The organism is Noviherbaspirillum autotrophicum (genome assembly GCF_000818395.1).
GTDB lineage: Bacteria > Pseudomonadota > Gammaproteobacteria > Burkholderiales > Burkholderiaceae_D > Noviherbaspirillum > Noviherbaspirillum autotrophicum.
This window is the reverse complement of sequence record NZ_JWJG01000028.1, coordinates 4,068,314-4,088,846: the sequence shown is the minus strand read 5'-3', so window position 1 is coordinate 4,088,846 and position 20,533 is coordinate 4,068,314. Positions and strand designations below refer to the sequence as shown.

Genomic DNA, 20,533 nt, shown 5'->3' with positions numbered 1-20,533 from the left:
TTTGCAGCATTGGATAAAAAAGGAAAACAATTCTATGGAAAACACCACGCAAGCTCTGGCCCGTACTCCGCTGTACAACCTGCATGTCGAACTTGGCGCCCGCATGGTGCCGTTCGCCGGTTACGAAATGCCGGTGCAATATCCGACCGGCGTGCTCAAGGAGCATAATCACACGCGCGCTCAGGCCGGCCTGTTCGATGTATCGCACATGGGGCAGGTGCGCCTGTCCGGACCGGGCGCCGCTGCCGCGCTGGAGACGCTGGTACCGGTCGATATCGTCGACCTCCCGTTGAATACCCAGCGTTACGCGATGTTCACCAACGAACAGGGCGGCATTCTGGACGATCTGATGGTGTCGAACGGCGGCGACCATCTGTTTGTGGTGGTGAATGCGGCATGCAAGCAGCAGGATGTCGCACACATGCGCAAGCATATCGGCGCCCATTGCACGATAGAAGAGCTCTCCGAGCGTGCCTTGCTGGCCCTGCAAGGGCCGGCTGCGGCGGCCGTCATGGCGCGTCTTGCGCCTGACACCGTCAAGATGGTCTTCATGCAGACTACCACGGTCTGGCTGGCCGGCGCCGAGTGCTTCGTCAGCCGTTCCGGCTATACCGGCGAGGACGGCTTTGAAATCTCGGTGCCAAATGAAAAAGCGGAAAAGCTGGCACGCCTGCTGCTGGCGCAGCCGGAAGTGGCGCCGATCGGCCTTGGCGCGCGCGACTCCCTGCGCCTGGAAGCCGGCCTGTGCCTGTACGGCCATGACATGGATACGACAACAACGCCGGTCGAAGCGAGCCTCGCGTGGGCGTTGTCGAAGGCGCGGCGTGCAGATGGTGCCCGTCCCGGCGGCTATCTGGGTGCGGAAACCGTCATGCGTCAGCTCGCCGAAGGCGTTGCGCGCAAACGTATCGGCCTGCTGGTCAAGGACCGCATGCCTGTGCGCGAAGGCGCAGAGCTGACCGATCTGGAAGGCCGTGTGATCGGAAAAGTGACCAGCGGCGGATTCGGCCCTACAGTTGGCGGACCAGTCGCGATGGGCTATGTCGACACCGCACATGCCAAGATTGGCACCGCGCTCCTGGCTATCGTGCGTGGAAAGCCGGTACCGGTGGAGGTGGCGAAGACACCGTTTGCGCCGCAGCGCTACTACCGCGGTTGAAGGCTGCCGATGAACGACTCGAAGATCGACAAGACGGATGTCCCGCGTCCGGTGCAGGCTGGTGAAAAGCTGCGCGGCGCGGAAAAGATGGCGCGTATTCCGATCAAGATTGCGCCAACGGAGCCATCGCAGTATCTGCGCAAGCCGAAGTGGATACGCGCGGAATTCACCGGAACGCGCGAGGTGCAGCGCCTGAAGTCGGTGCTGCGCGAGAACAAGCTGCATACGGTATGTGAAGAAGCGAATTGCCCCAATTTGGGCGAATGCTTCAAGAGCGGCACGGCCACCTTCATGATCATGGGTGACATCTGCACTCGTCGCTGCCCTTTCTGCGACGTCGGCCATGGCCGTCCCAATCCGCTTGATCCGGAGGAGCCAAAGAACATGGCCGAGACGATCAAGGCGATGGGTTTAAAGTATGTTGTGATCACCTCGGTTGACCGCGACGATTTGCGCGACGGTGGTGCGGCGCATTTCGTGGCCTGCATCCAGCAGACGCGACGCCTGAATCCGGGCATTTCGATCGAGATTCTGACCCCGGACTTCCGCGGGCGGGTCGACACTGCGCTGGAAATCTTCCGGGAGGCGCCGCCGGATGTGTTCAATCACAACCTCGAAACGGTGCCGCGCCTGTACAAGCAAGCTCGACCGGGAGCGGATTACGATCATTCGCTCGATCTGTTGTTGCGCGTGAAAGAACAGCATCCGAACGTGCCGACCAAATCCGGACTGATGCTGGGGCTTGGCGAAACCCTGGAAGAAGTCGAGGCGGTGATGCGCGACATGCGTGAACACCGGATCGAGATGCTGACCTTGGGCCAGTACCTGCAGCCGAGCGCGCACCATTTGCAGGTTCAGCGTTACGTCACGCCGGAAGAATTCGATGCATTGCGCGTCGCCGGGCAAAAAATGGGCTTTACGCACGTCGCATCTGGACCGATGGTGCGCTCGTCGTACCATGCTGACTTGCAGGCGAAGGGGCAGTTCTGAATGGCGCGTCTTGCTCAAGGAATGTGTACGTAGAAAAAATCTTTCCAAATCAGAAGGATAGGAACAAATCAACATGGTTATCAACAGGCTTAGCCACAGTTGCTGTGGGTAACTTTTGATAATCGTCAACGGTAATATGTTCTTTGTGGTAACGCAAAACTGTCATATTCGGACTGTCATACGATGAGGTCGGTCCCTTAAGGCCTCCCAGGAAGTATTTGCCCGCATTGCGTCAGCCATGCGGGCTTTTTTTTGTTGACAATTAAATATTTATCATTACCGGAGAGAATGAAATCCGAATTCTGATTGAGATTCCTCAAAAATTGCTGGCATAGAATTAAGGATACTTTCTAGTCAGAAAATTCCCATCATCAACTGGAGACAATCATGAAGAAGCGACTTGAGACGGACCAAGTGATTGACAACCTGATTGCAGCGATGTTGGGAGAAGATGCGACGCAGCGTCAACAGTATCTGTTGCGCGAGAGCTTGCGCAGTTTGGTTCGGCTTGCTAAATCTGAACAGGTTATGGATATCAAGACGAATGTGAAAAAGCTGACTGGTGCAATGGATGCGCATAACGCTCGCCGCCGCGCAAAGGCGGTGCTTTTTGCGCAGCGCTTGCCCAACATTCTGGCAAGCGCACAGCAGCAGTTCGAATTTAATTAATTCAACGGGATGTCGCCTGGTCATAGCGATGCCAAGCGCATCCGCTCCCGCACTACGTGTACCGATAGAAAACTGTAAAATAGCGCCACTTGTTTCTGCGGTGACTTGTTAGCCATCTTCATCCGCACAATGCGTGGGAACGGCAATTGCCTGTTTCCAATACGGTTTTCGATCCGGCACTTCCATGAAAGTCTATAACCTCAGTTGTGAGCATGATCATCGCTTCGAAGGATGGTTTTCTTCGGAGGATGACTATATGACGCAACTGGCTCAGAACCGCATCGAGTGCCCGGTCTGCGAAAGCCGCTCAGTCAACAAGCTTCCTTCCGCTCCACGCCTCAATCTTTCTACTGCACAAGAGCCGCGCGGGAACGTCGCGGCCAAGATCCAAGCGCAAATCATGAACATGATGCGCCAGGTCGTTGCCAGCGCCGAGGATGTCGGCGAACGCTTTGCCGACGAGGCTCGGCGCATCCACTACAACGAATCACCGGAGCGTTCGATTCGCGGCATCGCGAGCGTGGCCGAATGCGAGGCGCTGGTGGACGAGGGGATCGATGTTACCCCGCTTCCGTTACCCGCGGCCTTGAAGCAACCGCTCCAATAACTGCCGTTTTCCTTGCCTCGGCTGGTCACACTGACCCGCTGGTCCGCCACTTATTATTTCGCTATGCGTTCCTGAAATCCGCTGTATAATCTTTTCGAACGGTCGTGCTTTTTAACCCGGACAACTAGGAGACAGCATGGATTTGAATTACACGGCGGAGGATTTGTCCTTCCGCGATACTGTTCGCGCCTTCCTGGATGCGAATCTTCCCAAAGACTTGCAGCATAAAGTCCTCAACCACAAACGCCTCTCGAAAGAAGATTTCGTCCGCTGGCACAAGATCGTCGCCAAGCAGGGCTGGGTCGGCACCGGATGGCCGGTCGAATACGGCGGTACCGGCTGGACCGCGGTGCAGCGCCATATCTGGGAAGAAGAGTGCGCGCGCGCCGGAACGCCGGCTATCCTGCCATTTGGCGTGAACATGGTGGCTCCGGTCATCATGGCCTACGGTAACGAGGCACAGAAGAAGCACTATCTGCCGCGCATCCTGAATTGCGATGACTGGTGGTGCCAGGGCTATTCCGAACCCGGTTCCGGTTCCGATCTCGCATCGCTGAAGACGCGCGCCGAGCGCCAGGGCGACTTCTACATCGTCAATGGCCAGAAGACCTGGACCACGCTGGGCCAGCACGCCGACATGATTTTCTGCCTGGTGCGCACCGATCCGAATGCGCGCAAGCAGGAAGGCATCTCGTTCCTGCTGATCGACATGAAGACGCCGGGCATCACTGTGCGTCCGATCATCATGCTCGATGAAGACCACGAAGTGAACGAAGTTTTCTTCGACAATGTGAAGGTGCCGGTGGCGAACCTGATCGGCGAAGAAAACAAGGGCTGGACGTACGCGAAATACCTGCTTGGCCACGAGCGCACCAATATCGCGGCGGTCGGCCGCGCCAAGCGTGAACTGCAGTTCTTGAAGCGCGTCGCCAACAAGCAGTTCAAGAACGGCAAGCCGCTGCTCGACGATCCGCTGTTCGCCGCCAAGGTCGCCAGCCTGGAGATTGAAATCATGGCGCTTGAAATGACCGTGCTGCGCGTGCTGTCGCAGGAGGGCGCCAAGCGCGGCCCGGGGCCGGAAGCATCGATGCTGAAGGTGAAAGGCACCGAGGTGCAGCAGTGGCTGACCGAATTGATGGTCGAAGCCGTCGGGCCGTACGCGATGCCGTTCGATCCGACCTACCTGGAAGGCGAACACGAGCACAGCGTGGCCGGGGACGACGATGCTGCGCCACTGGCTGGCTACTACTTCAACTATCGCAAGACATCGATCTACGGCGGATCCAACGAGATCCAGAAGAACATCATTTCCCAGATGATCCTGGGCCTGTAAGGAGGAGACATGGACTTCAATTACACCCCGGAACAACAGCAATTCAAGGATGCGCTGCGCCGCTTCATCGACAAGGACTACACCTTTGAGCATCGCAACAAGATCGTTCACTCCGACAAGGGCGTATCGGATGAGGCGTGGGCGACGCTGACCGAACTGGGCATGACCGCACTGCCGGTTCCCGAAGAGCAGGGCGGCTTTAACGGATCCGCAGTCGACATGCTGGTCGTGATGCAGGAACTCGGCCGCGGGCTGGTCGTTGAGCCGTATTTCGCTACGATCCTCGGCGCCCAGTTCCTCAAACTCGCTGGCGGCCAGGAAGCGCTGCTGGAACAGGTCGCTGGCGGCGAACTGAAGCTGGCGGCCGCGCTCGGCGAAAAACAGGCGCGCCACGACCTGGCCGATATCGTGACCACGGCCAAGGCCAATGGCGATGGATACGTCATTAACGGGACCAAGACCGTCGTCATCCACGGCGGGCAGGCCGACAAGCTGATTGTCTCGGCACGCACCGGCGGCAATCAGCGCGACACCAGCGGCATTTCCCTGTTTGTGGTTCCGGCAGACGCGACCGGCGTATCCCGTCGCGATTACCGCACGCTCGACTGCCAGCGCGCGGCCGATATCACGTTCGACAATGTACAGGTGCAGCCGTCCGCCTTGCTTGGCAAGGAAGGCGCGGGCTGGGACATCCTGGATGCGGCGGCCGACTACGGCGCAGCCTTGCTGTGCGCAGAAGCTGTCGGCGCGATGGATGCATTGAATGCCGCGACGCTGGAATACCTGAAGACCCGTCAGCAGTTCGGTGTCCCGATCGGTAAATTCCAGGTGCTGCAGCACCGCATGGCCGAGATGTTCATGCAGACGGAGCAAGCGCGCTCGATGGCGACGCTGGCCGCGGTAAAAGTGGAATCGGCCGATGTGGCCGAGCGCCGCCGTACGGTGTCGGCAGCGAAGGCGCGCGTTGGGCAGGCGATGAAATACGTCGGCCAGCAGGCAGTGCAACTGCACGGCGGCATGGGCGTGACCAATGAACTGCCGTCGGCGCACCACTTCAAGCGCCTGACCATGATCGAGCTTACCTTGGGCGATACTGATCATCACCTGGCACGCTTTGCCGCGCAACCTGGCTTCAAGGACGCCGCTTGAATTAAAGGGGGGGAGGGGACATGTTGCAACCGAACTGGTACTTTGAAGATTTTGAAGTAGGCAAAACCATTGAAGTCGGACACCGTACTGTGGCGGAGGAAGAAATCATCGATTTCGCGACACAGTTCGACCCCCAACCTTTTCATGTCGACAAGGAGGCTGCGGCAAAATCGATGTATGGCGGCATCATCGCCAGCGGGTGGCATACCTGCGGCATGATCATGCGCTTGATGGTGGATGGATTCCTCAATCGCGCCGCCAGCCTGGGTTCGCCCGGGGTCGATGAGATCCGCTGGCTCAAGCCGGTGCGCGGCGGCGACACCCTGACTGTCACCACCACCGCGCTGGAAAAGCGGCCTTCGGGCAGCCGGCCGGATCGCGGCGTCGTCGTCACCTTGTGGGAAGCGAAAAACCAGCATGGAGAGTTAGTCGCCACCGTCAAGGGGATGGGCATGTTCCAGCGCCGGCCTGCCTGAAAATCAACGAGATCAGTGAGGAGACAACATGCGTGAAATTACTTCGGTAGAAGAATTAAAAAGCCTGATTGGGCAGGAAGTCGCAGTGAGCGACTGGGTTGCGATCAGCCAGGAGCGCATCAACATGTTTGCCGACGCGACCGGCGACCATCAATGGATTCATATCGACGTCGAGCGCTCCCGCAAGGAGTCGCCCTACGGCGGCACCATCGCGCATGGCTTTCTCACGCTGTCGCTGCTGCCGATGCTGATGGAGAGTGCAGTCAGCATGCCGATGAGTAAAATGGGCGTGAATTACGGCCTTAACAAGGTACGCTTCCCGGCGCCCGTTCCGGTCGGGAGCAAGGTGCGCGCCCGCATGATCTTGCAAGGCGTGGAAGATATCGAGAATGGCGCGCAGCTTATCTGGAAGGTGACGGTTGAGCGCGAGGGCGGCGACAAGCCGGTCTGTATAGCCGAATCGATTTCGCTGCGCTATTGGTAATCGTCATTCTGTCAAACGTCCTGGCTGCCCGGGACGTTCGGTTGTTCAGTGCTTTGCGTACTGGGCTTTCCCGAACAGCATTTCTCTCGCCTTGTCGTCCGTCAGTGGCTTTTGCGCGCTGGCCAGCACTTCGACGCCGCGCTTGACGGCAGGACGTTCGCTGAGTTCGTCGAACCAGCGCTTCACATTCGGAAATTCCGCCAGCTCGACCCCCTGATTCTTCCATGAGCGCAGCCAGGGGAAAGTGGCAATATCGGCGATCGTATATTCGTCGCCAGCCAGATAGGCATTGTTCGACAGCTGCTTGTCGATCACGCCGTACAGACGCTTTGCTTCATTGGTATAGCGGTTGACCGCGTACTCGATTTTTTCCGGCGCATAGATGCGGAAGTGGTGCGCCTGCCCCAGCATCGGCCCGACGCCGCCCATCTGGAACATCAGCCACTGCAAGGTCACAAATTTCTGGCGGTCGGTGTCGCCCAGGAATTTGCCGGCTTTGCTGGCGAGGTAGACGAGGATCGCGCCGGATTCGAACAGCGAGATCGGCTTGCCGTCCGGGCCATCGGCGTCAACGATGGCAGGAATCTTGTTGTTAGGGGAAATCGCAAGGAATTCGGGCTTGAATTGGTCGCCTTCGCCGATGTTGATGGGATGTACCCGGTAGGGCAGGCCGCATTCTTCCAGCATGATGTGAATCTTGTGGCCGTTCGGCGTGGCGGCGGTATAAACGTCGATCATTTTTTCTCCTCGTTATCGGAACCTCAAACCCTGTTTGATTATGCAGAAGTTTGAGGTTCCGTGCTGACAAGAAGGACGGGGATCAGCCCTTGGCGCGGGACGCGTAGCTCCACCCCATTTCCGCCATCGGGCGCGCGGCCTTGCCGTTCTTGAGCGCCTGCTCGCTGGCGGCGGTGCCGTCGACGTAGCGCTTCATGATGCCCTGCATGATGCCGGCCAGGCGGAACATGTTGTAGGCGAGGTAGAAGTCGAAGTCTTCCTTGCGGATCGTCTTGCCGGTGCGCTCGCAGTATTTCGCAATGTACTCGTCTTCGGTGGGGATGCCGAGCGCCTTGTGGTCGAGGCCGCCGATGCCGCGGAACTGCCCCTGAGGGATATGCCAGCTCATGCAGTGGTACGAGAAATCGGCCAGTGGATGGCCCAGCGTCGACAATTCCCAGTCCAGGACGGCCAGCACGCGCGGCTCGGTGGGATGGAAGATCATGTTGTCGAGACGGTAGTCGCCATGCACGATGCTGGTTTCGTCGCCAGGCGGGATGTTATTCGGCAGCCATTCGATCAGCTTGTCCATCGCGTCGATCTTTTCGGTTTCCGATGCGCGGTACTGCTTGGTCCAGCGGTCGATCTGGCGCGCAAAGTAGTTGCCCGGCTTGCCGAAATCGGCCAAGCCGATGGCGGCGTAATCGATCGTATGCAGCTGTGCGATTACGCGGTTCATCTCGTCGTAGTGGGCAGCGCGATCGGCGTTGCTCATGCCCGGCATGGACTGGTCCCACAGCACGCGGCCGTCGACGAATTCCATGATGTAGAAGGCGCGGCCGATCACCGACTCGTCCAGACACAATGCGTATTGTCGCGCCGCGGGAAATCCAGCCTTGTTGAGCGCGTCCATCACGCGGAACTCGCGGTCGATCGCATGGGCGGAGGCGAGCAGCTTGGCGGCCGGTCCCGGCTTGGTGCGCAGTACATAGCGCTGGTCGCCCGCGGAAAGCTTGAAGGTCGGGTTGGATTGCCCCCCCTTGAATTGTTCAACGGTAAGCGGCGCACCGGAATAGCCTTCGACGTGGTCGCGCATGTATGCCTGCAATGCGTCGACATCGAACTTCGCGCGTTCCGACACCGGCCGGGTGCCCATGAATTCTTCGAACATCTTGTCTCCTTTGCGTAAGGGGCGGATCAACGATGGCTCATTTTACATCATAAAAGTGTACGACCGTACTATTTTAGCTTGTGCTGGCACGTAGCCAATAAGGCGCTCGGCTGCCTACAGGCCGCGCGACTTGCGGTACTGCTCCAGCAGTACTTCCATCGTAGTGTGGCGCGATTCGCCCTGTAGTTCAGAGATGGGCGAGTAATTGACGATGCGGACCACCCAGTCAGCGTGGACTGCGCCGACGTCTATGGCATTGATGCAGCCGGCAGTCTGCGCCAGGTTGCCGAGGAAGAGCCGCTGGTTGGTCAGCGCATAGGACAGGATGGCGCGATTGACGCCGCCATGCAGCACCAGCAGGACCGTATCCCAGGATTGATCGGCGCGCAGGCGGTCGATGCATGGATGCACGCGGTCCAGCAGCTGGCCGATGGTTTCGCCGCCGAGAAATTGCTTGTCTTCCGGTACTAGCCCGTCAAACGCGCCGACGAAGGCCTCTTTCAGGCTTTCGTCGGGAATCGCCGAGAGCTTGCCGCCACGTAGTTCTTCCAGGTCGGGCCATTGCTCCAGTTCGATTTGCTGTCCGGTTTCGGCCAAGACCCGTGTTGCAGTTTCGACGGTGCGCGGCAAGCCGGACACGATCACCCGGTCAAAATGCAATCCAGCCTGCGCGAATACCTTGCCCGCGGCGGTAGCCTGCTGTCGGCCTAGTTCGTTCAGAGGCACCTGTTCGGGGAGAAAGGGTTTGCCCTGGTCGTCGAAATACGTGACGCTGCCGTGGCGCATCAGGTAGATGCGCCGCCTTTGATGGGGAGTCATTTGTAGTGAGGCTTTCTTTTATCCAGGAAAGCGGTAATGCCTTCGTGCGCGTCGCGATGATGCAGGCTCTCGACAAAATGCCGCTTTTCGGTGTCGAAGTGCTTGGACAGCGTGCTGACTTGCGCTTCGTGCGTGAGCGACTTGATGCGTTCGACGGCATTGGGCGACAGTTCGGCCAGCTCGTCGGCCCAGGTAAGGGCAGCGTCGAGCGCAGTGCCGTCGGCTACCAGGCGATTGACCAGGCCCAAGTCATGCAGCCGCGGCGCACTCACCGGCTTGCCTTCGACAAGGACTTCAAACGCCAACTGGCGCGGCAGGGCGCGCGTCAACAACCAGGAGCCGCCGCCGTCGGGCGTGAGGCCGACGCGTACATAGGCCATCACGAACTTGGCGGATTGGCCGGCGACGATCATGTCGCAAGCCAGCGCCAGCGAAAAGCCGGCCCCGGCTGCCGCACCGTCGACGGCGGCAATGACCGGTTTCGGGCAGTCGCGGATCGCCTCGATCCAGCCGTTCAACTGGTCGATCGCGTCGGCCTGCACGGACGGATCCTTGCTGCGGTTATCGAGGAGCCGGTTGAGGTTGCCACCGGCGCAGAAAAAATGGTCGGCACCGGTCAGCACGACGGCACGGATCGACTCGTCGCGTTCGGCGGTGGTCAGGGTCTCGATCGCAGCGGCGTACATATCAGGATGGAGTGCATTCCTGGCGCCGGGATTGGAGATGGTCAGAATCAGGGTCGCGTCCTGGCGCGAGGCTTGGAGTTCGGCGGACATGGTGATGGCGGGTTGGAAAATTGATGTGCGATGAAACGCAATAGCATTGCACGATATTATTGCCGAAATGCGGGAGTCAAGTGGGCGAGGCTGCAAATCGATTATTTCCTGCGGTAAGCTTCTCGCACAAGAAACCATCAACAAGAGGGGGAGACGACATGCTGAAACTCTGCGGCTTTGCCGCCAGCAATTACTACAACAAGGTCAAGTTCGCGCTGCTGGAAAAGGGAGTGCCATTCGAAGAAGAGCTGGTATGGACCGACCGTTCCCCCGAGATGCTGGCGCGCTCGCCGCTCGGCAAGGTGCCCTTTTTCGAAACGGAGCACGGCCTGCTGTGCGAATCGCAGGTGATGATGGAGTATCTCGAAGCTGCCTATCGGGAAAAGCCGCTGCTGCCGCCCGATCCGTTCGCTGCCGCCAAGGTGCGCGAGCTGATCACCTTCCTGGAACTGCATCTGGAGCTGGTGGCGCGCGAATTGTTCGTGGAAGCCTTCTTCGGCGGCAAGGTGTCGGATGAGGTGAAAGAGCGCGCGCGCAAGCTGTTGCGGCGCAATGCAAAGGCGTTTGCGCACCTGGCGAAATTCGCGCCCTATGTGGCTGGTGCGCAATTCACCATGGCGGATTGTGCCGCGCTGGTTCATTTACCGCTGATTAGCAGCACGACAAAGAAGATCTATGGCGAAGATGTGCTGGCCGATTTGCCGGTGCAGGAATATGTGGCGATGATGAATGCGCGCCCGGCTGCGCAGCGCGTCAATGCGGATCGCAAGGCCAACTCCGAACTGTTCAGGCAGCGCTTCAAATAATCCGAAGAAAAGGCCGCTGCGCGGCCTTTATTCATGGCGAGGCAACGTCGCCCCAGAGCTGATGCATGCTGAAGCGCAGGGTGATCTGATCGCTGGACACAGCTTCCCGGATCGCAAACGCTTTCTTCGCTGTTTCACGTTGCAGCGGGATGGAAAGCGCGGAGTTGCGCGGGCCGATGAAGGCATGCACGACTGCCGCAGAATCGGCGGTCGCCCGTTTTGTCACCACCGCGATTTCCTCGCTTTGCAGACGCACGAAGGCGCCCGGCGGATACATGCCGAGCTCCTTGATGAAGTAGGCGGCCAGCATGGGATCGCTGGCCTTGCCGCCGGCCATCAGCACATCGCGCAGCGACGCATTCGGCATCAAGGTCTTGCGGTATTTGCGGTGAGCGACGGCCGCGCAATAGCGGTCGGCCATCGCGACGATTCTGGCGTTTTGCGGGATGTCCCCGATATCGGTGCCGAGCGGATAGCCGCTGCCATCCTCGTTTTCATGGTGCAGCAGCACATACGATAGCCATTCCGGATGCGTGACGCCGGCCTGGCGCAGGAGGGCGACTGACTCCTGCGGATGATGGCGGATGACGTCGTTTTCCTTCTCGGTGAGCGGTTCGGATTTGCTTTCGAGATGATCCTGCTGGCGCAGCATGCCGATATTCATGGTCAAGGCCGCTGCCATGATGATTTGAATCTCCTCCGGCGTTTTCTTCATCGCGCGTGCCACGTGCAGCGCAACGATCGCGGTATCAACGCTATGCCGCACGGCATAGTTAGCGGCATCCTGATTGAGCAGAACGCTGGCCAGCGCCACGTCGGAGTGGATGTTTGCCGCATGAGTGAGGGCTTTTACTACTTCGAGGATCTTTTCCTGCGCGCCGTCTTCATTGGCCAGGTTGTACTGCAGGCGCTCGAGCCGCTTGTTGGCCAGATTGATGAAATGCAGCGCGGACGGGGTTTCCGCCTTCTTGGGTGCGGGGCGTTCGTGCGCCTTGGCCGATGCTGCTGCCTCTTCCTCTGCGGAGCGATTGATATACAGGCCGCGCTCGAACAGCTTGTTCAACTGTTCTACGGACTGGACGATTTGCCCGCGGCGCAGCAGCAGCTTGTCGCCTTCGGTGTAGACGTCCCATGGCAATGGCTGGCCGATCAGGAAGTCCGCAACAGTGAGGTTTTTCTGGTCCATCTGCTATCCCTGCACTGAACAATGACGGGGTTGCAAAATGCGGCCTTGCATGTCTTTTATTTAACTTGCTTTCAGGCCGGCGATGAATAATCTGGCGCGCCTTGCCTCTGTTATCGGCAAATTTTGTTGTTTCCTATAGGCAGCATAAGAAATTTTCTAGAGGGTTGCAAGCCGTTCCAAGGCACGGTGCAGGGTTTCGTCTCTTTTGGCGAAACAGAAGCGGACGATGCCCGATTCGTGCGGCCGGTGATAGAAGGCGGATACCGGAATGGCGGCAACGCCGATTTCCGCCGTCAGCCATTTTGCAAAGTCGGCTTCCGCCATGTCCGAAATGCCGGAGTAATCGACGCACTGGAAATAGGTGCCGTCGGATGGAAGCAGTTTGAAGCGGGTCGACGCGAGGCCGGCGCGAAACAGGTCGCGCTTGCGCTGGTAGAACGCCGGCAGTTCGAGATAGGGCGCCGGATCGCTCATGTAGCGCGCCAGTGCATGCTGCACCGGCGTATTGACGGTAAAGACGTTGAATTGATGTACCTTGCGGAATTCGGCGGACAGCGGCGCCGGAGCGGCGACATAGCCAACCTTCCATCCGGTCACATGGTAGGTCTTGCCAAAGCTGGAGATGACGAAGGAGCGCGCCGCCAGCTCAGGGTGTCGGCAGACCGATTCATGGCGCACAGCGTCGTACACCATATGCTCGTACACTTCGTCGGAAATGATCAGGATGCCGGTTCCGCGTACGATGGCTGCGAGCGCTTCCAGGTCGGCCGCGCGCAGCACCGAGCCAGTCGGATTGTGCGGCGAATTGATCATGATCAGGCGAGTGCGGTCGGTGACTGCGGCAGCCACTTTCGTCCACGGCACGGAATAGCCGTCCGGGCCAACTTCCATCTGGACGAAGACAGGTGTGCCACCGGACAGCTCAATGGCAGGCACGTAGCTGTCGTAGGCCGGTTCGATCACGATGACTTCATCGCCCGCCCGCACGCTGCACAGGATCGCGGTCAGGATGGCCTGGGTGGCGCCCGCCGTCACCGTGATTTCCGTAGCGGCGTCATAGGCGTGCGCATACAGCGCATCGATTTTTGCCGCGATCGCTTCGCGCAATACCGGCACTCCCGCCATCGGCGGATACTGGTTCAGACCTTGCTTCATCGCCGCCGTCACGGCGTCGACCAGCGCCGGATCGCAGTCGAAATCAGGAAAGCCCTGGCCCAGGTTGACCGCGCCTTTTTCCGCGGCAAGGGCGGACATGACGGTAAAGATCGTGGTGCCGACGTTCGGCAGTTTCGACTGCAATGCAGGAGTGCTGGAAGACGGATTCATGCGAGGTGCGGACAGTTGTGGGAGTCAAGCTGGCATTGTAACCATAGCCGCTTCGGCCGGCAGCCAGGATTCCGGCCGGATGATACGGAACAGCCCCGCCCGCGCGGTTCTTTTTCCCAGTTTCAGCAGCGCCTTGTCCTTGGTGATCAAGGTGTGCGCCCGGGCGTCGCGTGCCAGTTCGAGGAATTTCTGGTCGTCCGGATCCTTGCAGACAGGAAGACGAATGTCGTCGCACGGCGACAGCGTGTCGGCGGCGAGGCAGGTGATCAGGGCATCGAACTGCGCTGCCGCGAGCGGACGCGATTGCTCGTCCAGCGGGAGATGGCGGTACTCCAGAACCATCAGCCACTCGGTGCGGCAGTCGTTTCGCGTTACTGCTTCCACCGTCCCGGCCTGCAGCGCCGCAAGCAGCTCTGCCCAGCGCGGGTCGTGAAAGACGAACAGATCCAGACAGACGTTGGTGTCGATTACAATGCGCGTCGGTATCATTGCCTTAGTTATCCTGATTGATTTTCCATGCTGATTGTTTTATCGCCCGCCAAGACGCTCGACTACGATACGCCTGCGACCACCGATGCGTACACCCTCCCTGATTTCATCGACCATTCGGCCGAACTGATCGACGTCCTGAAACAGCTGTCGCCGGCGCAGATTGGGAGCCTGATGCAGATTTCGGATGCGTTGGCCGTGTTAAATGTCGGACGTTACGCTTCCTGGTCCCGCAGATTCACCAAAGAGAATGCAAAACAGGCGATTCTCGCATTTAATGGCGACGTCTACGATGGATTCGATGCGCCGTCGCTTACCGCAAAACATCTCGATGTCGCGCAATCCCGGATTCGCATTTTATCCGGCCTGTACGGTGTGCTGCGGCCACTGGACCTGATGCAGCCGTATCGGCTGGAAATGGGCACCCGGCTGGCCAACCCGCGCGGCAAGGATTTGTATGCATTCTGGGGCGACCGGGTGACCGAGGCGCTTAATCAGGTTCTGGCCGAGCAGAAATCGAAGGCTCTGGTCAAGCTGGCGTCGGAAGAGTATTTCAAGGTGGTCAAGCCTCGGTTGCTGAAGGCGCCGGTCATCACGCCGGTGTTCGAGGACTGGAAGGGCGGCAAATACAAGGTGATTTCGTTTTATGCGAAGCGCGCGCGCGGCATGATGGCGCGCTATGCAGTGAAAAACGGGATCAGGCAGCCGGAGAAGCTGAAGGAGTTCGATGCGGACGGGTATGCGTTCGACGCGGCCGCCTCGAGCGAAGACGTGTGGTTCTTTCGGCGCCGGATCGAGCGCTAGGCCAGAAACAACAAAGCCTCGCATTGCGAGGCTTTGTTGCGGGAAGTGCGACCTACCAGATTTTCCACCACGGTTCGCTTTGCGCCACGGCGCCCTTGAAAAACGCACTGTTCGGGAAATTCGATTTCAGCACGCGCTCCGCATCGTCACGCAGATCGGTCAGCCCCAGCGCATCATATGAACGCACCATGATGGTCAGGGCTTCTTCGACCACTGGCGCATCGCGGTATTCGTTGACCGCCACCTGTGCCCGGTTGGCTGCCGCCACAAAGGCGCCACGGCGATAGTAGTAATTCGCCACGTGCACTTCATGCCGTGCCATCGCGTTGACGAGGTACTTCATGCGGGCGATCGCATCCTTGGCGTACTTGCTGTCCGGGAAACGTTCGGCCAGCTGCTTGAAGGAGTCGAACGCTTCATGCGCGGCTTTCGGATCGCGCTCGCTCGGATCCTGTTTGGACAGGAAATCGAAAAAGCCGGTGTTGTCGTTAAAGTTGATCAATCCGCGCAGGTAGTACATGTAATCGACATTCGGATGGTTCGGGTGGAGCTTGATGAAGCGTTCCACCGCAGCCAGCGCCTGTGCCTGGTCGCCTTGCCGGTAATTGGCGTAAGCGATTTCCATCTGCGCCTGCTGCGCATAAGTGCCGAATGGGTAACGCGATTCCAGCTTTTCGAAGTACTGGATCGCTTTTTCGTAATTCCCGCTCGATAATTCGTCGCGAGCCTCCGAGTATAATTTGGCGGCTGGCCAATCCTTGGTCTCATCCACTTTTTCGGGAAGCAGACCGCAACCCGACAGCGAGGCGGCGAGAACAAGGGCAGCGAACTTCAGGGATTTTTTTTGCATGACGTTGCAAGAATACATCTGAACAAGAGATTGATTATAGCTGATGGAACTTGCCACGATGCGCGCCGAAAAACCGAATTTGAATAAAACCCTGCCCGACTCCGATTTTGACGAGGGTGACGAAGACGCTGGATTGCCGGACCAATCCGCGATCACCCTGGCCCTGAACCCCGATTTTTGCGGCATGCGGCTCGACAAAGCACTGTCGACCCTGGTGCCGCAATATTCCCGCAGCCGTATCCAGCAGTGGATTGAAGCCGGCCATGTGACGGTGGAAGGCCAGCCGGCCCGCGCGAAAACGACAATGCTGGGTGATGAAACCATTGTCGTCCAGCCGCAGGCGGCGCCAGAGGAACAAGCCTATCAGCCGGAAGCGATGACGCTGTCGATCATCCACGAAGACAAGTCCATTCTTGTCATCGACAAACCGGCCGGGCTGGTCGTCCATCCGGCGGCAGGCAACTGGACCGGCACCCTGCTCAATGGCTTGCTGCACCACATTCCGGCATTGGGCGGTGTGCCGCGCGCCGGGATCGTGCACCGTCTTGACAAGGAAACCAGCGGCTTGATGGTGGTTGCCAAAACACTGGAGGCGCAGACAGATCTGGTACGCCAGTTGCAGGCGCGTACCGTCAAGCGCGAATACCTGGCACTGGTGTGGGGCATGCCACAGATTAGCGGCAGGATCGAGGCCGCAATCGGCCGCCACCCGCGCGACCGGATCAAAATGGCAGTCTCCACGCATGAAAGCGCGAAGCCGGCGATTACGCATTACGAGCGACTGGCGAACGGACAACTGGATAGCCGTCCGGTCAGTCTTTTGCGCTGTCAATTGGAAACCGGGCGCACTCACCAAATTCGCGTCCATATGGCGTCAATCGGTTTTGCGCTGGTGGGCGATCCGCTGTACGGCAAGCCGCATTTGGCACCGGCATTCGGGCGGCAGGCATTGCACGCCTATCGGCTCGGCCTGACGCATCCCCAATCAGGAAAACCATGCGAATGGCGTGCGGCATTGCCATCCGATTTGGCGCTGCTGTTCGCGCGGGCGGGCATTGAAGCGACTGTCCCGGACTGATCGATGCACCATTTCATCGTTCCCGACTGGAGCAATGCGCCGACCAATGTCGCCGCATTGTCGACCACGCGTATGGGCGGTACAAGCCGTGCGCCGTATGACGATGGCGCGGGCGGTGGCGGACTGAATCTGGGCACGCATGTCGGCGACGATCCCGAGCATGTCAGGCAAAACCGGGCGCTGTTGCGCAAGCAGTTGCCGGCAGAGCCAGCGTGGTTATCGCAGGTTCATGGCACAAGGGTGGTCAATGCCGGCGACATCGGGCAAGGCATCCCGGACGCGGACGCCAGCATCGCTGATCGACCCGGCGTGGTCTGTGTCATCCAGACTGCGGATTGCCTTCCTGTGTTGTTTTGCGATACGCAGGGGCGGGTGGTCGGAGCTGCGCATGCCGGCTGGCGCGGCCTTGCGCATGGCGTATTGGAGAACACGGCCGCGTACATGCGTGATGCTGGCGCCGGCGAGATACTTGCCTGGCTCGGGCCGGCAATCGGACCGGACTGTTTCGAGGTCGGGCAGGATGTATTTGATGCCTTCGCAAAGCGTGATGCCGGCCTCGCATCGGCCTTCAAGCCGAATCCTGCTCAGACGGGAAAATATTGGGCGGATATTTATCGTCTGGCCAAATCGATACTCGCACGCACCGGTGTAACCCGCGTGTACGGCGGCGGCCTCTGTACTGTGGCCGATCAAGACCGTTTTTTTTCCTATCGACGCGACAAGACGACTGGCCGCATGGCATCGTTGATTTGGCTCAAGTAATTGTCTTCTCTCATGGGGGAAGATTTGGTCGCCCATTTCAATTTATTTCTATCTCTTTCCATAACCTTTCTTAAGGGAAATATCGAATGCATAATGCCAGTCGTTATGCAGGAATATTTTCGATTTCCTTGTGGCGGGGTGTGCGTTAGCGCGTATGGCGCAAGTTAAAATGGGTAGCTGGGGAGACACAAGACGTACAGCAGAAAGATCGTGGCCGGCAAGGAGAATTGCGCGGTAACAGACATCACAAAAACAAGTTAAGTCCGGCGATGGCAACGATCTAACCGAAGGTTAAGTACAACATCCGAACTTCAACGACACGTCAGAACCTAGAGATGCACGCATGAACATGTTCACCCCGCAAACCGATTTCGCCCCGTGGATGCCCAAGTTCGATCCAAACGTATGGCAATCCTGGCTGAAAACACAGCAAATCGATACGAAGCCGATTACCGCAACGATGAAGGAATTCGGCGCAACCATCGACCCTTCCACGGTGGTGCAGCTGCAGAACGACTACATGCAGCAATTGTCCTCGCTGTGGCAGGAGATGCTGAGCTCCAAGACGCCAGCCATTGCCGACCGGCGTTTTGCCGGACCGGAATGGCAGTCGAATCCGATGTTCGCTTTCAATGCCGCCACTTATCTGCTTAATTCGCGCTTTCTGATGGCGATGGCGAACGCAGTGGAAGCAACGCCGCGCGCAAAACAGAAAATCCGTTTCGCGGTTCAGCAATTAGTCGACGCTATGTCGCCGGCCAACTTCCTCGCGACCAATCCGGAAGTGCAGCAAAAACTGATCGAAACCAAGGGAGAGAGCCTGATGAAAGGCATTTCCCACATGATCGAAGACTTACAAAAAGGCCACATCTCGCAGTCCGATGAGTCTGCGTTCGAAGTCGGGCGCAACGTGGCCAACACCGAAGGCGCAGTCGTATTCGAAAACGCATTTTTCCAGCTCATCCAGTACAAGCCGCTGACAAAAACCGTGTTCGAGCGGCCGCTGCTGCTGGTGCCGCCGTGTATCAACAAGTACTACATTCTCGACCTGCAGCCGGAGAATTCGCTGGTGCGGTATGCCGTCAGCGAAGGCCATACGGTATTCCTGGTTTCATGGCGCAATCCGGATGCCTCGCTGGCCAATGCGACCTGGGACGACTATATCGAACAAGGCGCGATTGAGGCGATTAACGTCGTGCGTGACATTTCCAAACAGGAGCAAATCAATGCGCTCGGCTTCTGCGTCGGCGGAACGATCCTGTCGACGGCGCTGGCATTGCTGTTCGCGCGCGGCGAAAAACCGGTGTCCAGCGTCACTTTGCTGACGACGCTGCTGGACTTCTCTGAAACCGGTGTCATCGACGTATTTATCGATGAAGCACAGGTGGCGTTGCGCGAAAAGACCATCGGCAATGGCGGCTTGATGCCCGGGCGCGATTTTACGTCCGCATTTTCCAGCCTGCGTCCGAACGATCTGGTCTGGAATTACGTGAAGTCGAACTACCTGAAAGGCGAGGACCCGCCGCCGTTCGACCTCCTGTACTGGAATGCGGATGCCACCAATCTTCCAGGACCGATGTTCTGCTGGTACCTGCGCAATCTCTATCTTGAAAACAGCCTGAAAGTGCCGGGCAAGCTCGCGGTGGCCGGCACTCCGGTCGATCTCGGCGCTATCGATGTTCCGGCCTTCATCTATGGTTCGCGGGAAGATCACATCGTGCCATGGACCGCCGCCTATGAATCGACCAATCTGTTGAATTCCAAGAAGCGCGGCAATAACCGCTTCGTGCTCGGCGCCTCCGGCCATATCGCGGGCGTGATCAATCCACCGGCCAAGAAGAAGCGCAGCTACTGGAGCAATGACAAGCCGGCGGCTGATGCGGGCACGTGGTTGCAAGGCGCGACCGAGCATACGGGAAGCTGGTGGCCCGAATGGTCGAAATTCCTCGAAAAGAACGCGGGCGGGCAAGTGAAGGCGCCCAAGTATGGCAGCGCCAAGTACAAGGTGATCGAACCCGCGCCCGGCCGTTACGTGAAAGTCAAGGCAGAGTAAGTAGCGCGCCGGATTGATAAGGTGCATTTTGCCGGCGTGTCGGAGTCGATGCGTCGGTATTGTCAAAAAGAAATAAAGTTGTTCTCAATTGCGTTGCAATAAGCCTATAATTATCTGGCAATAGTTGCGTAAATCTTTGTTTTTTCGCACTATAATTAAATGAGACAGAGGCGAACGCTTGTTCGCTTTTTATAAAACGGCATAAATGCGTTGCAACGCAAAACACTGGAAATTCGATGAATAGTGCAAAAAAGGCTACCGAGCGCTTGATCAAGAAGTATCCGAACCGCCGCCTTTACGACACCCAGACCAGTTCCTACATTACGCTTTCCGATGTGAAGCAACTGGTGCTCGACAATGAGGAATTCACCGTCGTCGATGCCAAGACTGAAGAGGACCTGACCCGCAGCATCCTGTTGCAGATCATCCTGGAAGAAGAGGCGAACGGTACGCCGATGTTTTCCAGCAGCGCGCTGTCGCAGATCATCCGCTACTACGGTCACGCGATGCAGGGGATGATGGGTTCCTATCTCGAGAAGAACATCCAGGCCTTCATCGATATCCAGAACAAGCTGGCTGAAACCTCCAAGGGGTTTTACGAGGGCAAGCCGTTTAGCCAGGAAATGTGGACCCAGTTCATGAATGTACAGGGACCGATGATGCAGGGGATGATGAGCAACTACATCGAGCAGAGCAAGAACCTGTTCATGCAGATGCAGGAACAGATGCAAAACCAGACCAAGAACATGTTTGGCGGTTTTCCGGGAAATTTCCCGTTTCCCGGCATGACCGACAAGGATAAGAAATAGTCAACGCATTAAAGTAACTC

At 58.3% G+C, this 20,533-nt stretch carries 22 protein-coding genes; 14 read left to right on the top strand and 8 right to left on the bottom strand.

Annotated features, from left to right (window positions below):
* Nucleotides 1-34 precede the first annotated feature (34 nt).
* From gcvT to TSA66_RS20225, 8 genes are all read left to right on the top strand, one after another.
* Nucleotides 35-1,159, top strand: coding sequence for a glycine cleavage system aminomethyltransferase GcvT (gene gcvT, locus TSA66_RS20260; protein WP_040041316.1), 1,125 nt, complete (start codon nt 35-37; stop codon nt 1,157-1,159).
* Between the two features lie 9 nt (nt 1,160-1,168).
* Complete coding sequence (gene lipA / locus TSA66_RS20255) at nt 1,169-2,149, top strand: lipoyl synthase (protein ID WP_052452469.1); 981 nt, start codon at nt 1,169-1,171, stop codon at nt 2,147-2,149.
* A 387-nt stretch (nt 2,150-2,536) separates the two neighbouring features.
* Nucleotides 2,537-2,818, top strand: coding sequence for a hypothetical protein (locus TSA66_RS20250; protein WP_040041315.1), 282 nt, complete (start codon nt 2,537-2,539; stop codon nt 2,816-2,818).
* 184 nt (nt 2,819-3,002) lie between these two features.
* Nucleotides 3,003-3,425 (top strand): DUF1178 family protein, encoded by a 423-nt coding sequence (locus tag TSA66_RS20245; RefSeq protein ID WP_040041314.1) that lies wholly within the window; start codon nt 3,003-3,005, stop codon nt 3,423-3,425.
* A 136-nt stretch (nt 3,426-3,561) separates the two neighbouring features.
* A complete protein-coding gene (locus TSA66_RS20240) occupies nt 3,562-4,758 on the top strand; it encodes an acyl-CoA dehydrogenase family protein (protein ID WP_040041313.1) in 1,197 nt (398 codons plus the stop codon).
* Nucleotides 4,759-4,767: 9 nt separating this feature from the next.
* On the top strand, nt 4,768-5,907 hold the full coding sequence (locus TSA66_RS20235; protein ID WP_040041312.1) for an acyl-CoA dehydrogenase family protein: 1,140 nt from the start codon (nt 4,768-4,770) through the stop codon (nt 5,905-5,907).
* A 20-nt stretch (nt 5,908-5,927) separates the two neighbouring features.
* A complete protein-coding gene (locus TSA66_RS20230; RefSeq protein ID WP_040041311.1) occupies nt 5,928-6,383 on the top strand; it encodes a MaoC family dehydratase in 456 nt (151 codons plus the stop codon).
* A gap of 28 nt (nt 6,384-6,411) precedes the next feature.
* Complete coding sequence (locus TSA66_RS20225; RefSeq protein WP_040041310.1) at nt 6,412-6,867, top strand: MaoC family dehydratase; 456 nt, start codon at nt 6,412-6,414, stop codon at nt 6,865-6,867.
* 45 nt (nt 6,868-6,912) lie between these two features.
* On the opposite strand, the gene TSA66_RS20220 is transcribed toward TSA66_RS20225, so the two are convergent.
* The 4 genes from TSA66_RS20220 to TSA66_RS20205 all read right to left on the bottom strand — a co-directional run bounded on the left by TSA66_RS20220 (nt 6,913) and on the right by TSA66_RS20205 (nt 10,350).
* Complete coding sequence (locus TSA66_RS20220) at nt 6,913-7,605, bottom strand: glutathione binding-like protein (RefSeq protein WP_040041309.1); 693 nt, start codon at nt 7,603-7,605, stop codon at nt 6,913-6,915.
* Nucleotides 7,606-7,687: 82 nt separating this feature from the next.
* The gene (locus tag TSA66_RS20215) at nt 7,688-8,755 is read right to left on the bottom strand and encodes a phosphotransferase family protein (protein WP_040041308.1); all 1,068 of its coding nucleotides are present in this window, start codon (nt 8,753-8,755) and stop codon (nt 7,688-7,690) included.
* A gap of 114 nt (nt 8,756-8,869) precedes the next feature.
* Complete coding sequence (locus TSA66_RS20210) at nt 8,870-9,574, bottom strand: histidine phosphatase family protein (protein ID WP_040041307.1); 705 nt, start codon at nt 9,572-9,574, stop codon at nt 8,870-8,872.
* The gene (locus TSA66_RS20205; RefSeq protein WP_040041306.1) at nt 9,571-10,350 is read right to left on the bottom strand and encodes an oxepin-CoA hydrolase, alternative type; all 780 of its coding nucleotides are present in this window, start codon (nt 10,348-10,350) and stop codon (nt 9,571-9,573) included. Before TSA66_RS20205 ends, TSA66_RS20210 begins: the two co-directional genes overlap by 4 nt.
* 158 nt (nt 10,351-10,508) lie before the next feature.
* On the opposite strand from TSA66_RS20205, the gene TSA66_RS20200 reads away from it, so the two are divergent.
* The gene (locus TSA66_RS20200; RefSeq protein WP_040041305.1) at nt 10,509-11,156 is read left to right on the top strand and encodes a glutathione S-transferase; all 648 of its coding nucleotides are present in this window, start codon (nt 10,509-10,511) and stop codon (nt 11,154-11,156) included.
* A gap of 31 nt (nt 11,157-11,187) precedes the next feature.
* Here TSA66_RS20200 and TSA66_RS20195 read toward each other — a convergent pair whose 3' ends face one another.
* The 3 genes from TSA66_RS20195 to TSA66_RS20185 all read right to left on the bottom strand — a co-directional run bounded on the left by TSA66_RS20195 (nt 11,188) and on the right by TSA66_RS20185 (nt 14,157).
* Nucleotides 11,188-12,342, bottom strand: coding sequence for an HD-GYP domain-containing protein (locus TSA66_RS20195; RefSeq protein WP_040041304.1), 1,155 nt, complete (start codon nt 12,340-12,342; stop codon nt 11,188-11,190).
* Between the two features lie 156 nt (nt 12,343-12,498).
* Nucleotides 12,499-13,668 (bottom strand): pyridoxal phosphate-dependent aminotransferase, encoded by a 1,170-nt coding sequence (locus tag TSA66_RS20190; RefSeq protein WP_040041303.1) that lies wholly within the window; start codon nt 13,666-13,668, stop codon nt 12,499-12,501.
* Between the two features lie 24 nt (nt 13,669-13,692).
* Entirely contained in the window at nt 13,693-14,157 is a 465-nt protein-coding gene (locus tag TSA66_RS20185) for a putative toxin-antitoxin system toxin component, PIN family (protein ID WP_040041302.1), read from the bottom strand.
* A gap of 27 nt (nt 14,158-14,184) precedes the next feature.
* Here TSA66_RS20185 and yaaA point away from each other — a divergent pair, with 27 nt between their 5' ends.
* Nucleotides 14,185-14,961, top strand: coding sequence for a peroxide stress protein YaaA (yaaA, locus tag TSA66_RS20180; RefSeq protein WP_040041301.1), 777 nt, complete (start codon nt 14,185-14,187; stop codon nt 14,959-14,961).
* 52 nt (nt 14,962-15,013) lie between these two features.
* On the opposite strand, the gene TSA66_RS20175 is transcribed toward yaaA, so the two are convergent.
* On the bottom strand, nt 15,014-15,811 hold the full coding sequence (locus TSA66_RS20175) for an outer membrane protein assembly factor BamD (protein ID WP_040042808.1): 798 nt from the start codon (nt 15,809-15,811) through the stop codon (nt 15,014-15,016).
* Nucleotides 15,812-15,869: 58 nt separating this feature from the next.
* On the opposite strand from TSA66_RS20175, the gene TSA66_RS20170 reads away from it, so the two are divergent.
* From TSA66_RS20170 to phaR, 4 genes are all read left to right on the top strand, one after another.
* Nucleotides 15,870-16,889 carry an RluA family pseudouridine synthase gene (locus tag TSA66_RS20170; protein ID WP_040042807.1) on the top strand — a complete coding sequence of 340 codons (1,020 nt, stop codon included), beginning with the start codon at nt 15,870-15,872 and terminating at the stop codon, nt 16,887-16,889.
* A 3-nt stretch (nt 16,890-16,892) separates the two neighbouring features.
* Nucleotides 16,893-17,651, top strand: a complete 759-nt coding sequence (pgeF, locus tag TSA66_RS20165) for a peptidoglycan editing factor PgeF (protein WP_040041300.1) — start codon at nt 16,893-16,895, stop codon at nt 17,649-17,651.
* Between the two features lie 343 nt (nt 17,652-17,994).
* Nucleotides 17,995-19,704, top strand: coding sequence for a class I poly(R)-hydroxyalkanoic acid synthase (phaC, locus tag TSA66_RS20160; protein ID WP_040041299.1), 1,710 nt, complete (start codon nt 17,995-17,997; stop codon nt 19,702-19,704).
* A gap of 236 nt (nt 19,705-19,940) precedes the next feature.
* Nucleotides 19,941-20,513, top strand: a complete 573-nt coding sequence (phaR, locus tag TSA66_RS20155; RefSeq protein WP_040041298.1) for a polyhydroxyalkanoate synthesis repressor PhaR — start codon at nt 19,941-19,943, stop codon at nt 20,511-20,513.
* Nucleotides 20,514-20,533 lie beyond the last annotated feature (20 nt).